The organism is Streptomyces sp. NBC_01635 (assembly GCF_045209715.1).
GTDB lineage: Bacteria > Actinomycetota > Actinomycetes > Streptomycetales > Streptomycetaceae > Streptomyces > Streptomyces hirsutus.
The window spans coordinates 5794209-5808508 of the sequence record NZ_CP109277.1 but is presented as its reverse complement, the minus strand read 5'-3'; the positions used below and the strand labels follow the sequence as shown (position 1 = coordinate 5808508).

The window sequence follows — 14300 nt, the reverse complement described above, 5'->3', positions numbered from 1 at the left end:
CCGCAAACCACAGAGGTTCCAGTTGCGCCTTGAGCGCAGGCTTCGTACGTGGCCCCCCAATACGCCGCAGCCACCAGAACGCCCGGTGGTGCTTCACGAACACCAAGGGGATGCCTGCGCCTGAGCGGCTTGAGGGGTCGGGGAGCTCGATCCAGATCCCTTTATCTTCCGCTTTGGGATGTTCATCGATTCCGCACCGAACCTTGAAGAGCACATGCCACGGATACTCTCTGATGACTGATCGAATCCGAAACAGTAAGGCTACTTGGAATATTTGGAGTGCGCTTCGATAGAACGCATAACATAGTAGCGGCAAGAACGGGATAATGAACCTCTGAGACAAGAAAGAAATCAGCACGTAAAGCATGCCAAACCAAGCGGTAGGCCAGCCAATCAACCCCAATGCCACCATGAGTCCACGCCTTCTCCAAGCGCGACGCGTGGGCGGATGGTCCCACGCCGAAGGATGCTCGATGTAATTCAATTACTCTCCTTCCTTGCACAGCCGTCAGAAAACGTGACGCACAAGGCCATAAATTCCGCCGACATCAAGACCAAGTCGCGTACCGTCAATACCGGCCACAGTGCCGTCTTTCACTCCATCGTCTTCGGCATCCACAATCTTGTTGTAGATGCCGAAGCCACTGGTTCCCACGCCCACCAGACCGGACGCACCCTCGACAACCTTGGCGGCAATCCCTGGGTTGGTGCAGCCACGTACTGCGCGTGCCACCAACTGATTTTCCAAGGATGCGACAGCCTTTGCCTCATCCAGCGTATTCACTCCAAGAAGGGCGACCTTCTGCCCTACGGTTGTTGCCGTACTGCCACCTAGCGCGGCATGAATTCCCGTGTACGCACCCTTACCAGCCGCTCCAACCCCGGGCAGCACCCCTACGAAATCCGCACCTACTGAAACAAAGTTGCTCCAGAAATCAGCGTCAAGCTCACCCTTGCTGAATCCATCCTTCAGCGACTCCCACGTTTCGCTATCTGAGAGCCTGAACGCCAGTGCCGCGAAACTCACCGCCGAAGACGCAAGCATCAGCATCGCCACAGTCGCCAGGCTCCACCCCAGAGGGCCGGAAAGGAGGAGGGCTGCGACGACGATCAGCCCCGCCGTGAAACTGAGGATGTCCGGCAGGTTGTCCGTCAGCCAGTCGAGCGCCTTGTCGAACATGCCGGGCTCATGCGGAGCCAGCTTCTTCGTCGCTTCGCGGATCTTCGTCGCGCGATGCTTGGCCTGGCGCTCATGCTCCTCGGCCAGCCTCTTCGCCTTGCCGATGACCTTGTCGAGTTCGGCCTGGGCCTCTTCGACGTCTGCTTGGGCACGGGTCAGTGCCCGTTGCGCCGCACCGTCCCCGTCTCCCTTCTTCTCCAGGTCGGGGTGGCCCTCCGCCTTGGTGGCCCGGCCCTTCGCCAGGTCCACAGCGGTCTGCGCCTCTTCGGCGTCGCTCTCCAACCGCTTCGCACGCCGCTGAAAGTCGTCCAGCTCACTTTCCCAGCAGCTCAGTTGCTTGGCCGCCTTGCGGATGGACCGCGCGGCGTTCCTCAGATTCAGCGGCAGCGGACCATCGTCGAGCTGTTCGCGAAAGGCGACGGCGGCGTCACCCTTCCAATAACTGCCGTCCAGCAGTTTGGTGACCAGCTCGTGGGTGTCCTCGAGTACCTTCGCGCAACCGCTCAGTTTCTTGTGCAGTCCGCGAACGGTCTCCGTATCACCTGGTACGGGGTTGAATCCCAGGTGCGGATAGTCGGGGTACGGGATGCGGGGCGCCGACTTGAGCCCTTGGGGTTTGCCGAGGTCGGCCCTCGACTTGGGATCGAGAGCCGCGCCGGTGTCGTCGATCTGGGTGACGGTCACCGTCCCCCGCCCCCGCCCTTGCCGGCACGGGCTCGTTCGAGGGCCGCTTCCAGGGCCTTGTCGACCTCGAGGTAGCTGTCCTTGCTCTTGCCGATGATCTCGGCGAGGTCCTCGGTCTGTTTGCCGATCTCCTCGGCCCCGTACTTCCAGTCGTCCTGGAAGTACTCACAGGCACGGTCGAGGTCGTCCGTGCCGAGTCCGGTGACAGTTCCGTCGGCGAGCGCCTGCCGTACGCCCTTGAGCGAGCTCGACGACTTGCGCAGCGACTTCATGAAGCGCCCGAGCTCGTCCCCGTCGACCGCCAACCGCGGCTCAGCCATACGCCCGCCCTCTCCCGATCCATCTGCACCCATGGAAGGAACGAGAGGTTCCGTCTTTCGTGGCGCATCCGGAGCGGAGGGCCCTCTTTAGGAGGAGCGCACGGTTCAGCGGTTGATGGCCTGGATCTCCTGGACGACGACGTCCTGCGTGGCGCCGAAGTCGCCGTCGGGGAGGTCGCCGCCCGCGCCGCCGGTGCCGGTCCACTCGATCTTCCAGGTGACGGTGGCCGTGAGCTCGTACGAGTCGTCTCCCGAGGAGCGCAGGTACTTCACACCACAGGGCGGGGTCCCGTCCGCCTTGCCTTTGGCGTACGGCTCACCGATCCGGCCGTTCCGGATGTCGCAGACACCGGACGCCGGATAGGTCTCGGCGTCCGGCGTGCCCGGCTCGATCTCCACGGAGACCGGTTCGGCGGTGGTCGTCGCCTCGATACCCAGCAACGGCACCGAGGCCGTCACCGACACCGGCTTGAACTGTGCCGCGTCCAGCCATGCCCAGGTGGGGAGGTTCACCTTCGTCGTGCCCTCCGGTGCGAGATCGACTTCCGTCGAGGGAACACGGATCTCGGCATAGGCGAGTTGGGCGAGGATCTCCGGGGTGACCGCCTGCGGGATGTCCGCCGGGGGGTCGTTGTTCTCATCCACCCAGAAGATGGGCTTGTCGCAGTCAAGGGCACCGGGCTGGCCTTCACGCCCCGCTGTGACGTACGAGTCCCACCAGTAGCCCTCGTCGGCCTTGTCCTTGTTGAAGTCCGTATAGGGGTGACCCTTGACGTAGCGATCACGCTGCGCCGCATCCCACTGATAGCCCGTCGATTCGGCTTCCCAAATGGGTTCCAGGTGCTTCTGCAACTGGTCAGGGGTGTACTTGGGCGCGTAGTAGCAAGCGGGCGGGGTCCAACGGGCGGCAGCCGTCACCGGACCAGCCGCCTCGCCCGCGCCATTGCGAGTGCGATCGAAGACAACCGCTCCTGCGGTCGCCGAGATGTTCTCACCCTTCCGGTCACCTTCGACCTGGGTCTCGGATCCCGTTCCTTCCCCGCCAGGAACGACATCCGCTTGGGCTGTCGTGACGGTGGCCCCCATAACGAGGCCGGCCAGGACAAGTCCCCTCAACGACAGGCGTACTACGGCTGGCACTGAGCAGCTCCCCTCGACGAGACAACCTGGGAGGTCTGCCACACTCCCTCGGCGCTCTTGTCGAGTTTGGTGTTGTAGAGCACGTAGCTGTTCTTGGTCACCGGCGTCTTATGGACCTTGTTGGTCTTCTTGTCCTTGCTGAAGCCCTTGCTCTCGTCCGCGCAGAAAATGAGCACTGCCGACTTCTCGCCCTCGATGGTCACCTTGCGGTCGTAGTAACGGACTTCGCCCGTCATCGTGGCTCCGGCTTCCTCGAACTGGTTGACCCAGGACAGAGCTGCTTCCAGAGCCTTGCCTGTGTTGTAGAAGGCCAGAGCCTCGCCGTTGGTGTCGGTTCCTGCGATGGCTGCGTCCACCGCCCTCATACGCTCTGCGTTGTCTGCCAGGACGGCATCCTTGACCTGATCACCCGTCTTCTCTCCTTCGAAGACCAGCGTGACATCGGACGGCAGCTCGATCTTCGGGCGCCCCTCAGTGGCCGGAGCCGATTCGCTCGGCGGAGCCGACTTCTCGCCTCCCGTGTCCGCGCCCGCGATCTTGTCGCTGTCCTTGTCCTTGGCGGAGCCTTCATCGCCGCCGCCGCAGGCGGTCAGCGTCAGCGCCGTGGCGGCGGTCAGCGCGAGCGCTGCGAGCAGGGTGGGGCGGCGGTTCACGGTCGGCTCCCGGTGGGGCGAGGCTTCTCTCGAGTGAACCAACGCTATCCAGCGATGCGTGACGAAACCAGAGAGATCAGTGACGACTTGCCGGGCACATCCGGCCAAATCCATCGCCACTCAACCCACTTGGAACGGACCCGTTACGCAAGACCGCGCGGCTCAGTCGGCAGGGCACCGATGGGACGGGGACCGGGACAAAGGGCAGGGGACCAGGGGCCCGTCCGGCCTGGGTCGAAAGTCCGCACCCAGGCCGGGGGGCTGTGGCCGGTTCAGGAGACGGTGCCGGCCATTCCGCCTCCGCCGGTGGCGACGCCGCCGATCGGCTTGGATGCGGAGAAGGGGGGCGTGTCCGGCCGGCACGTTGTTCCGGCCGGCGGGAGCGTGCCGTCGATGAAGTAGCGGCCGGTGTACGTGTTGATGCAGCTGCTGGGATTGAGCAGTGCGGTGTGCCCGTACCCGTTGTGGGTGAGCAGGCGGGCGTTGGCCAGTTGCTTGGCCATGGCCTGCGCGTTCGTGTAGGGAGTGGAGGGGTCGTAGGTGGTGCCGACCACCAGGACGGGGTGCGCTGTCGGCTTGTTCCACGGACCGAGGTAACGGTCGGCGGCGACCGCAGGCCAGGTCGAACACCCCTCGACGGCCCAGGTCCAGAAGCGTCCGGCGTCGCCCGCGCGGGCGGCGGCGGCCTCCTCCAGGCCGTGGTAGACGTTCGGGTCGCGCGGATTGGGACTGTCGCCGCAGAGGACCGCAGCGCCCTGTTCCTCGCCCAGGTACGGATTCGGATGCGGGACCGCGGGTGGGGGCGGGAGCGGGGACGGCTCCGCGGCGCGACCCTGCCACAGGTTCTGCAGCCTGCCGGCGAGGTCCGTCCACCCGGGGTGGACGATGTAGAGGCTGTTCACCACGTCGGCGACCGTGCCGGCATAAGTCCAGGCGCCCACAGGATGTTTGCGGAGCTTCTGCATCAGCTGGTCGAACTTGTCCCGGGTCGCTTGCGGGCTGCCGGCGGAGAAGGCGCAGTGGGCGGTGGTGATGGACCCGCACAGGGTGAGGAACTGGTCCAGGGTTGCTGCCGCGGTGCGGTCCGAACCCATGCGCAGGAAGGTCGTGAGCCGGGGGTCGTCGTCGGACGCGTGGTTCGTCCATGCCTCGGGGTCGATGTTGCTGTCGAGGACCATGGCGCGGACCTTGTCGGGGAAGAGATTGGCGTAGGTGGCGCCCAGGATCGTGCCGTAGGAGATCCCTTGGTAGGTGAGGCGTGACTCCCCCACCGCCCGGCGGAGCTGGTCGAGGTCCCGAGCGGTGTCGGTGGTCGACACGTGGCGTAGGAGCTCGGGGTCACGCCGCTCACAACGCCGGGCCAGATCCTTGTACGCGGCGATGAAGGCCGCCCGCTCCTTCTCTCCCACCGGGAAGCCAGCCGCTTTGCCCGCGCTCCAGTCAGCGGCTTCCTCGGGACTCGCGAAGCAGTTCACCGCGGTGCTGCTGCCGATCCCTCGAGGGTCCCAGCTGATGATGTCGAACCGCTCCCGCACCTCGCGCGGGAATCGCTCGTAGTTCTGTGGCATCTGCACCGTTCCGGGCCCGCCGGGGCCGCCCGGGTTGAAGAAGAGGGTGCCGATGCGCCGGCCGGGGTCGGTGGCCTTCCGTTTGACGACTGCCAGCTCGATGGTGCGCCCACTGGGATTGTCGTAGTCCAGCGGTACCTTCGCGGTCGCGCAGTCGAACGCGCTGCCCCGAACGCAGGGGCTCCATTCCAACTGCGGGACGGGCACGGAAGGTGTGGGAGCACCTCCGGTCACGGCGAGGTCCTGCCCGGTCAGTACCGTCGAGCAGGTCACCAGCGCTGCGATGACCGCGGTATGACGTCGGCAACCCGCTCTGAACCCGCGTATAGCGCGTATAGGAGGCATGGGCGTACTCCGTCCTTCTCGCTCTTCGTCGCTGAGCGCCCGAGGCCGCCAATGCCATGGCCCTCGGCACGCGTCCGTGTCAACGACACAGCGATCCAGCAGCGCACGCGAGGCAGTGCGGCCGAATGGGCGAATTACCGCAGCCCGGCGACACGCGTGGTGATGACCAGCACCACCGGCCCTGCCCCGGCAGATCGAGTGCGGATCTGCGCGCAGGTAAGGAGGAGTGCGATTCAGCGGTTGATGGCCTGGATCTCCTGGACGACGACGTCCTGCGTGGCACCGAAGGTGCCGTCGGGAAGGTCACCGCCCGCACCCCCGGTACCGGTCCACTCGATCTCCCAGGTGACCGTCGCCCGGAGCGGAAAAGTACCCTCACCCGAGGACCGCAGGTACCTCACCCCACAGGGCGGATCCCGGTCCGCCTTCCCCCTGGCATACGGCTCACCGATCCGCCCGTCATCGATCTCGCAGACACCCGAGGCGGGGAACGTCTCCGCGTCGGGCGTGCCCGGCTCGATCTCCAGCGACACCGGCACCGCCGTCGCCGTCGCCTCAATACCGATCACCGGCACCGACGCGGTGACCGACACCGGCCTGAACTCCGCCCCGTCCAGCCACGCCCACGTCGGAAGATTCACCTTGGCCTCCCCGGCAGGAGCCAACATCACCTCCGTACCCGGAACACGAATCTCCGCATAGGCGAGCTCCGCCAGAACCTCCGGCGTCACCGCGTCCTCGATCCCGGCCGGCGGAGGATCACCCCGGTCCACCCAGAAGATCTGCTCCTCACAGGAATCCCAGCCCGGCGGGAAGCCTTCGTTGACGAACGAGTCCCAGAAGTAGCCCTCGCCCTCCTTGTCCTTGTTGAAGTCCTCGTACGGCTTCCCCTCGACATACCGGTCCCGCTGCGCGGCGTCCCACTCGTGCCCCGTCGACCCGGCCTCCCAGATCGGCTCCAAGTGCTTCTGCAACTGCTCCGGCGTGTACTTGGGCGCATACCAACAAGGCGGCGGCGCCCACGACGTGGACGACCTCAACGCACCCGCGGAACCACCACGCCCGTTCTTCGAACGATCGAACACCACCCCACCCACCGTGACCGACATAGTGCCGTCACCACCCACTTCGGCACTCTGTTCCGACCCCTGCGACTCCTCACCCAGCGCGTCATCGGCGTGGGCCGCGTGCGGCAGCGCCAGGAGGGGGACAACCAGGCCAAAGGCAACGGTGATGGCGAGCCTCTGGCTAACGCGTTTCACGGCTGGCACTTAGCGCTCCCCCTTTCCGACACGATCTTGTGAATCACCCACGCTCCCTCATCGTTCTTCTTCAGGGACGTGTGGTAGATCACGTAGCTCTTCTCCGTGACCTCGGTCTTCTTGACCTTGCCGGTCTCCAGGTACTTCACATACGCCTTGCCCTGGTCCTCGCAATAGCTGAGGGAGCCCGTTCCTTCTTTCCCGACAGCCACCACAGGAGCGTAGAAGCGGTAGGAGCCCGTAAGGCTGGCCTTGTGGTCCACGTAGTTCTGGATGAAATTCTGCGTCTCCGCCGCCCCCTCCCCTTCGTAGTAGTAGAGGTACCCCTTGTCCAACGCATCCTGGTTGGCAATTGCCAAATCCACTGCCTTGATGGACTGCTCACTGTCCGCCAGGATCGCGTCCTTCTCCTTGTCGCCGGTCTTGGGCCAGTCGAAGGCGTAAGAGAGGTCCGACGGCAGTTCGATCTTCGGGCGTCCCCCGGAGTCCGAAGCGCTCGCGCTCGGCGAGGCCGACTTCTCGCCTCCCGTGTCCGCGCCCGCGATCTTATCGCTGTCCTTGTCCTCGGCGGAGCCTTCATCGCCGCCGCCGCAGGCGGAGAGCGTCAGGGCTGCAGTGGCGGTCAGCGCGAGCGCTGCAAGCAGGGTGGGGCGGCGGTTCACGGTCGGCTCCCGGTGGGGCGAGGCTTCTCTCGAGCGAAGCAACGCTATCCAGCGATGCGTGACGACACCAGAGAGATGAGTGACGACCTGCCGGGCACATCGGGCCAAAACCACCGCCATCCGACCCACTTGGAACGGACCCGTTACGCAAACCGGCACCACCGGCGCTCCAGGCGCCGCCGTCGATCGAAGGCGTTGTCACAGGGGGGCACTAGGTTCACTGCTCATGGGGTCGGCCGTGGCGTATTCGTCGTCATCACGCCCTGCGTCTCACCGTGTTGACGGTTCATCAGGAGTTGTTGTCATGAGTATGGAAGCCACCTTCGCTGACTTCTCCGTCCACCCGCCCCGGCTGGCCAACGTCGAGGTCCGGCACGAGGACGGCCGGTTCGCCGGGTCCCATCTGGCTCTCGGTGCGGGCGGGTCCGTGACCATGGAGTTCGAGGTGGAGGATCCGGCGGACATCCCTCAGGCGACGCTCACCATGACCGCCCTCGTCTCCAAGCTCGGCCCCGAGCCGGGGTACGCCCCCGTCGACGTCCTGCTCCAGGGGGAGACGCTGGTCGAGGGACTCACCGTGCCCGGCGGCGGCGACCTCCCGCAGGACAACGTCTTCGCGGTACCCGGGCATCTGCTCAAGGCCGGCACCAACGCCCTGGAGATACGCTCCTCCGCCAAGGCCCGCAGCATGTTCTGGCTCTACCGGATCACACTGGACCCCGTCGTCGAGCGCGGCCGCTCCGAGCGTGCGCGGACTGCGGAGGCCGCTCGGGACTCGGTCTTCACGTACCGGACCGAACGGCGCTGCGCCCACGCCTCCTCGTCCCGCTCCTGGCAGGCGGCTCCCCGGCTGCTGTTCCACATCGACCGGGACGAGCACTCGCTGCCGGCGCAGCTCGGCTGGCAGGGCGACAACGGCACCGAGACGGCCATCAGCTTCCAGTCCAACATGTCGGACTTCCACGGCGTCCACCGCGCCGCCGACGGTACGGCGTACGAGTACAGGGGCCGTCTCACCGGCAGGTGGCCGTACGCGGAGGGCATGCCGAACGCCCCGGTCTCCGGCTCGCACCACCTGCACCGCTTCCACACCGAGGAGGGCTGGGGCGGCGGCTGGCACCGTTCCCACGAACTGCGGCTACTGGTGGACGACGGCGGCCCCGCCCCCGTGGAGCGGGTGACCTGGCGCGACCAGCGCGGCAACTCCGGCGTGGCCGTGCTGCACACGCTGTCGAACGAGGTCGAGGCCACCGATGTCGAGGCGAGCGACGAGTTCGAGGAAGCGGGAGAGATCGCGGAGAACCTCATCGGCGAGTCCCGGGACAAGTGGCTGGCCGGCGACGACGTCGCGGCGCTCGACTTCACCCTCGCCCGTCCTTCCGCCATCACCTCGTACACCCTGACGTCCGCGAACGACTTCGCCGAGCGCGACCCGCGCGACTGGACCCTCCTCGGCTCCCACGACGGCGATGCCTGGACTCCTCTGGACGTGCGCATCGGCGAGCGGTTCACCGACCGCTTCGAGACGAGGGAGTTCTTCCTGCGTCCCCACACCGACATGCCCGCCTTCCGGTTCTACCGCCTCGACATCACCCGCAACTCCGGCGGCAACGAGACCCAGCTCACCGGGGTCCGCTTCATCGAGGCTCCCGCCGGCAAGGGGTTCACCGGCTACTACCAGCGCTACAACGAGGGTCCGATCGGCTATCGGGGCACACCGGTCCCCTCCGCTCCGGCCGCCGCCCTTCCGGCGCCCCGCCTCGCCTCGGACCTGGACGCCGCCGTGGCGAGCCTGACCGAGACCGCCCAGTCCCTGGCCGCCCTTGCGGCCCGCCTCCGCAGCAACTGACCATAGGGGGAAGGAACAGAAGAGGCGGGGGTGGTGGCGGTGGCGTGGCGGGACGGGCACGGAGAGTTGGTCGTGCCGGGTGACAAGGGGCGACCGGACGTGCACGTACCTCTGGAAATCGCTGCCTCCTACCGCGCCCGCACCAAGGGGTTGTTGGGACGGACATCGCTCGACGGCGCACTGCTCCTCTCCCCCGCCAACAGCATCCACACCTTCCGTATGCGCATGCCCATCGACGTCGCCTATCTCGACCGGCATCTCCGCGTCATCGCCGTACGCACCATGCCGCCGGGGCGACTCGGACTGCCGAGGGTGCGGGCGCGGCATGTCGTCGAGTCCGAGGCCGGGGCGATGGCGGGATGGGGGTTGCGGAGCGAGGTGCGGGTGACCGTGGTGACGAGCCCTCCCGACCCCGATACCGGGCGGGCGACGCCCTCCACGCCGCACGCCTAGGCTCTTTCGTCCGAATCGGGCCGGATCAGGCCCTGGTCGCGGCAGCCGCCCGGCACTTCACGAGCGGGAGCCTTGAGGCCCGCCCGCCGCGTACGCGCGTGCGCCGCCCCTGGGGAGAACCGCCCACATCCGGGTCCCGCCACCCGGCTCCCGCGCGTCCCCGAAGCCCCACTCCCCCGCACAGGCCTTGACCACGCAGGCCAGCACGCGGAGTGCCGCCCGGCGGCGGGCGTCGCAGGCCGCGAGCAGCCGGGGGTGCGTGTGGCGGGGGTGGGAGTCGTAGAGGACCACGCGGAGGGCGTCGTCCCGGTACCGCAGGGAGACGTACACCTCGGCCGAGGGAGCCAACCGGCATGAGCACGCGGCCAGTTCGCCCACCACCTGCACCGCCGCGTCCATCACGTCGTCCAGGCCGTGAGCCCGCAGGATCGTCCTCGTCGCAGAGCGGGCGATCGCGGGGCTCCGCGGGGCGGCGGGGAGCGTGAAGCTGTAGGCGAGGGTGTCGGGGGCAGGCGGGGCAGGCGGCCGGTCGGCGGGCGCGGCAATCGGACAGAGGGACGAGGGATCAGGCATGACAACTCCCGAGGACTGACGACTGATTGCTGATTGCTGCTTGCTGCTTGCTGCTTGCTGTCTGTGACGCGGTCCGGCCGGTGGCCTGTCTCCCTGACGCGGGCACACCCCTCCCAGGGCAGGAGGGTGCGGGTGAACTCGCGTGATGCGCTTCCGAACGTCACGGATCGCGACTACTGCATCGCCGACAGTAGGCGGCGATGGTGGCAAATTGCCACTAATCAGCTGAATTTGCCACTCATCTGGGTGGACCTACCGGACCGACAAGGGGGAGACTGACGCCGCGACCATTGGAGGAGGTGACAGATGCCGCCGAGGGCAACGCCCACTCAACGACAGCGACGACTGGGCGCGGAACTACGGAAGATGCGTCTCGCAGCAGAGGTGTCGACGGAGTACGCCGCCGGGCTGCTCGGCCTCGATCGGGCGAAGATCTCCAATATCGAGGCAGGGGTCCGGACCATCACTCCCGAACGTCTGCGGACCCTCGCGTGCAACTACGACTGCCGCGACGAGGAATACGTCGAGGCCCTCGCGGACATGGCCAGCGACCGGGCCCGGGGCTGGTGGGAGTCGTATCGCGGTCAACTCCCCGCAGCACTGCTGGACATCGCCGAGATGGAGTGGCGAGCCAGACGAGTCCGGGGCGGACTGGCCCTGCATGTGCCGGGCCTGTTGCAGACCGACGCCTATGCACGCAGGCTGTTCGCCGCCGCCCTGCCACCGCTGTCACCGGCCGAGATCGAACTGCGAGTGGCGCATCGCATGCAGCGTCAGCAGGCCCTGCACCGGGAAGCACCGATCACGTACGTCGGCTACGTGCACGAGGCCGCACTGCGCGTCGAGTTCGGCGGCACGAAGACCATGCGCACGCAGCTCGACCACCTCTGCGACCTCTCGGAACTCGCGAACATCGACGTGCGGGTGATCCGCTTCAAGGCCGGAGCCTTCCCCGGAGCCGGCCAGGGTCTCACCTATGCGGAGGCGGCAGTCCCCCAACTCGACACGGCGGAACTGGACTCGGCTCACGGACCAGAGTTCCTTCACGGTCAGACCCAACTGGCCAAGTACCGTGCTCACCTGGACTGGATGGAAGAGGCGTCGCTCTCGTCGGCTGATTCACGCGATTTCATCCACACCATCGCCAGCGACCTCTGAGGAGCACCCCATGGCAGACATCACCTGGGAAGAACCCTTCTGCGCCGAGGGCGCCAACTGCTTCCGCATAGGCACCGACACCGACGGCAACGCCTACATCGCCGTCGCCGGCCAGGAGGACACCCCCCTCACCGACACCAGAGAAGCCCTCCGCGACCTCATCCTCGAGATCAAGGCCGGCAAGGCCGACCACCTTCTGTAGGCCGCTCGGACGGTGGGGCCGGCGGACCGATCGGCCTCCTCCTCAATCGGCCTCGTAGTACGCCAGGAAGTCGGCGACCACATCGAGCCTGTTCTCCCGAAGCTGCCGCAAACGGACAATGGTGTTCCGGCGGGGGGTGCAGAAGGCCGACGCCTACTTTGCACCGTGGGATGCCGTTGACGAGCGGCGAACCAAAGGGGTTCGCTCCCATTTTTGAGTGAGAACGGGTTCCGAGAACTTATTCAAGATCATCAAGGGTTCGGCGCCCCGTCCTTGATCTTGCTCGGACGAAGGACCGTTTATGAGAGTTCGGGCCTCGTCGCTTCGGCCGGCGAGCTTCGGCGACTGAGGTGCTTGATGTTCACCGAGGTGGTGTTGCCAAGCCGGTTTCATAGGCGGTGATGACAAGTTGGACTCGGTCGCGGGCTTCGAGTTTGGTGAGTAGCCGCGCTATGTGTGCCTTTGCCGTGGCCACGCTGATGTAGAGGTGGGCGGCGATCTCGCTGTTGGACATGCCGCGTCCGACGAGGGTCAGTACCTCGCGTTCCCGCTCGGTGATGTTCCCGACCGGTCGTGGATGCGGGGCGGGTTCGGGGCGGGCGGCGAACTCTGCGATCAGGCGGCGCGTGACGCTCGGGGCGATCAGGGCGTCTCCGGCGGCGACCACGCGGATAGCCGCGAGGATGTCGTCCAGTGCCATGTCCTTGACGAGGAACCCGCTCGCACCCGCTCGGAGCGCGCCATAGATGTACTCGTCGTCGTCGAACGTGGTGAGGATAAGGACGCGCGTCACCCCAGCGGCTGCCGTGATCAGCGCGGTGGCTTCGATGCCGTCCATGCCCGGCATGCGGATGTCCATCACTGCCACGTCGGGCTCGGTGTCCCGGACCAGCTGGACCGCTTCGGCGCCGGTTCCGGCCTCTCCCACGACGTCGATGTCGGGGGCGTCGGCCATCAGGACGCGCAGACCGTTGCGGACCAGTGGCTGGTCATCGGCGAGCACGACGCGGACCGTCATGAAATGTGCACTCCTTCGGAGAGGGGGAGCCGGGCCATCACGCGAAAGCCGCCTTCGGGTCGCGGCCCGGCGGTGAACTGGCCGCGTAGCAGGGTGACGCGTTCCCGCATTCCGGTGATGCCGTATCCGGTGCCGGAGGTGAGGCCGCCGCGGCCGCCGTCGGCGACCTCGATGACCAGTTCGCCGTCTTGATAGCCGATGGTGACGCGGCAGTCGGGGGTACCCGCGTGGCGTACGACGTTGGTGAGGGCCTCCTGGACGATCCGGAAAGCGGCCAGGTCGATATCGGGGGGCAGGGGCCGTCGTTCTCCGAGCCATCGCACGTCGACATGGACGCCCGCGTCCCTCGTCGACGCGGTCAACCGGTCGAGATCGGCCAGCCCCGGGGCAGGCTCGCGCGGCGCGGCCTCCGCCCCGGGGCCCGGTTCGGCGCGGCGCAGTGCGCCCAGAGTGCGCCGCAGCCCGGCGAGGGTTTCCCTGCTGGTGTCTTCGATGGTGGCCAGCGCGTTGCGGGCCTCGTCCGGCTGCGTGTCGATGACCCGGCGGCCCACACCCGCCTGGATGGCGATGACGCCGATACTGTGCGCGATCATGTCGTGCAGCTCACGGGCGATCCGAAGCCGTTCGGCCGCGACGGCCTGAGCGGCGGTCTGCGAGCGCAGTGCCGCAGCGTGCTCGCGGCGTTCGCGAACCGAATGACCGGTCATCCAGGCGGCGGCAAGCGCGAGAACGAGGACCACGACCGTGCGGGCGAAGCCGTCCGTCCCGGTCCCGAGGCGTGCGGCGAAGGCGACCTGTATGCCGAGCGTCATGACGGCAGCGGTGACCGCGACACGGCGCGGCCGGGTGGCCACGATGTATCCGACGGCGAGATCGTTCGCCAGAACCAGCAGATACACGACCTGCCAGAACGGGGTTGTCGTCGCCGTGACGTACGTACCCAGGAGTATCAGCGCCAGGGCCGGCAGTGGGCGGCGGCGCAGCAGTCCGAGAGACAGGGCCGTGACCGCGGCCGCCGAGACGAACGGAACGCCGGGGGAGTCGGAAGGTGTGCCGCGTGCTGCGAAGAACAGTGCGAACGGGTAGGCGATCGCCCCGCACCAGGCCAGTGCCGCCCGCACGGCCGGCCGCAGGTGCCAGGACAGCAGGGGACGCGGCTTGGCGGACATGAGGCGATCGTAATCGCCTGACCAGCGGCGGAACATTGGCCCGTGGGCGTACGCCCACGGGATA

At 67.0% G+C, this 14300-nt stretch carries 14 protein-coding genes; 4 read left to right on the top strand and 10 right to left on the bottom strand.

Annotated features, from left to right (window positions below):
- Positions 1-508: 508 nt before the first annotated feature.
- The 7 genes from OHB56_RS27125 to OHB56_RS27095 all read right to left on the bottom strand — a co-directional run bounded on the left by OHB56_RS27125 (position 509) and on the right by OHB56_RS27095 (position 7814).
- Entirely contained in the window at positions 509-1864 is a 1356-nt protein-coding gene (locus OHB56_RS27125) for a hypothetical protein (RefSeq protein ID WP_326754510.1), read from the bottom strand.
- Positions 1861-2184, bottom strand: coding sequence for a hypothetical protein (locus OHB56_RS27120; protein WP_055596751.1), 324 nt, complete (start codon positions 2182-2184; stop codon positions 1861-1863). The genes OHB56_RS27125 and OHB56_RS27120 overlap by 4 nt, the downstream gene beginning before the upstream one ends.
- A gap of 105 nt (positions 2185-2289) precedes the next feature.
- Positions 2290-3324, bottom strand: coding sequence for a hypothetical protein (locus tag OHB56_RS27115; RefSeq protein WP_326754509.1), 1035 nt, complete (start codon positions 3322-3324; stop codon positions 2290-2292).
- Complete coding sequence (locus OHB56_RS27110) at positions 3312-3977, bottom strand: hypothetical protein (protein WP_406356134.1); 666 nt, start codon at positions 3975-3977, stop codon at positions 3312-3314. Before OHB56_RS27110 ends, OHB56_RS27115 begins: the two co-directional genes overlap by 13 nt.
- A 272-nt stretch (positions 3978-4249) precedes the next feature.
- Entirely contained in the window at positions 4250-5818 is a 1569-nt protein-coding gene (locus tag OHB56_RS27105; protein WP_406356133.1) for an alpha/beta hydrolase, read from the bottom strand.
- Positions 5819-6123: 305 nt separating this feature from the next.
- The gene (locus OHB56_RS27100) at positions 6124-7161 is read right to left on the bottom strand and encodes a hypothetical protein (protein ID WP_406356131.1); all 1038 of its coding nucleotides are present in this window, start codon (positions 7159-7161) and stop codon (positions 6124-6126) included.
- Positions 7149-7814, bottom strand: coding sequence for a hypothetical protein (locus OHB56_RS27095; RefSeq protein ID WP_406356129.1), 666 nt, complete (start codon positions 7812-7814; stop codon positions 7149-7151). Before OHB56_RS27095 ends, OHB56_RS27100 begins: the two co-directional genes overlap by 13 nt.
- Positions 7815-8118: 304 nt before the next feature.
- On the opposite strand from OHB56_RS27095, the gene OHB56_RS27090 reads away from it, so the two are divergent.
- The gene (locus OHB56_RS27090) at positions 8119-9663 is read left to right on the top strand and encodes an alpha-1,2-mannosidase (RefSeq protein ID WP_406356128.1); all 1545 of its coding nucleotides are present in this window, start codon (positions 8119-8121) and stop codon (positions 9661-9663) included.
- A 33-nt stretch (positions 9664-9696) separates the two neighbouring features.
- On the top strand, positions 9697-10116 hold the full coding sequence (locus OHB56_RS27085) for a DUF192 domain-containing protein (protein WP_406359226.1): 420 nt from the start codon (positions 9697-9699) through the stop codon (positions 10114-10116).
- Between the two features lie 57 nt (positions 10117-10173).
- Here OHB56_RS27085 and OHB56_RS27080 read toward each other — a convergent pair whose 3' ends face one another.
- On the bottom strand, positions 10174-10689 hold the full coding sequence (locus OHB56_RS27080; protein WP_406356126.1) for an ATP-binding protein: 516 nt from the start codon (positions 10687-10689) through the stop codon (positions 10174-10176).
- Positions 10690-10995: 306 nt separating this feature from the next.
- Between OHB56_RS27080 and OHB56_RS27075 the strand changes: the two genes are divergently transcribed.
- Positions 10996-11847 (top strand): helix-turn-helix domain-containing protein, encoded by an 852-nt coding sequence (locus tag OHB56_RS27075; RefSeq protein WP_406356124.1) that lies wholly within the window; start codon positions 10996-10998, stop codon positions 11845-11847.
- A gap of 10 nt (positions 11848-11857) precedes the next feature.
- Positions 11858-12049, top strand: a complete 192-nt coding sequence (locus tag OHB56_RS27070; RefSeq protein ID WP_388920149.1) for a hypothetical protein — start codon at positions 11858-11860, stop codon at positions 12047-12049.
- A gap of 361 nt (positions 12050-12410) precedes the next feature.
- On the opposite strand, the gene OHB56_RS27065 is transcribed toward OHB56_RS27070, so the two are convergent.
- Together OHB56_RS27065 and OHB56_RS27060 are read right to left on the bottom strand one after the other, a co-directional pair.
- Complete coding sequence (locus tag OHB56_RS27065) at positions 12411-13067, bottom strand: response regulator (RefSeq protein ID WP_406356122.1); 657 nt, start codon at positions 13065-13067, stop codon at positions 12411-12413.
- Positions 13064-14236 carry a sensor histidine kinase gene (locus OHB56_RS27060; RefSeq protein ID WP_406356120.1) on the bottom strand — a complete coding sequence of 391 codons (1173 nt, stop codon included), beginning with the start codon at positions 14234-14236 and terminating at the stop codon, positions 13064-13066. The genes OHB56_RS27065 and OHB56_RS27060 overlap by 4 nt, the downstream gene beginning before the upstream one ends.
- Between the last annotated feature and the right edge of the window lie 64 nt (positions 14237-14300).

Excerpts from the sequence above, each read along its gene's own strand:
- OHB56_RS27060 (WP_406356120.1), bottom strand. The coding sequence starts at position 14,236 with ATGTCCGCCAAGCCGCGTCCCCTGCTGTCCTGGCACCTGCGGCCGGCC.
- OHB56_RS27080 (WP_406356126.1), bottom strand. The coding sequence starts at position 10,689 with ATGCCTGATCCCTCGTCCCTCTGTCCGATTGCCGCGCCCGCCGACCGG.
- OHB56_RS27090 (WP_406356128.1), top strand. The coding sequence starts at position 8,119 with ATGAGTATGGAAGCCACCTTCGCTGACTTCTCCGTCCACCCGCCCCGG.
- OHB56_RS27075 (WP_406356124.1), top strand. The coding sequence starts at position 10,996 with ATGCCGCCGAGGGCAACGCCCACTCAACGACAGCGACGACTGGGCGCG.
- OHB56_RS27070 (WP_388920149.1), top strand. The coding sequence starts at position 11,858 with ATGGCAGACATCACCTGGGAAGAACCCTTCTGCGCCGAGGGCGCCAAC.
- OHB56_RS27120 (WP_055596751.1), bottom strand. The coding sequence starts at position 2,184 with ATGGCTGAGCCGCGGTTGGCGGTCGACGGGGACGAGCTCGGGCGCTTC.
- OHB56_RS27065 (WP_406356122.1), bottom strand. The coding sequence starts at position 13,067 with ATGACGGTCCGCGTCGTGCTCGCCGATGACCAGCCACTGGTCCGCAAC.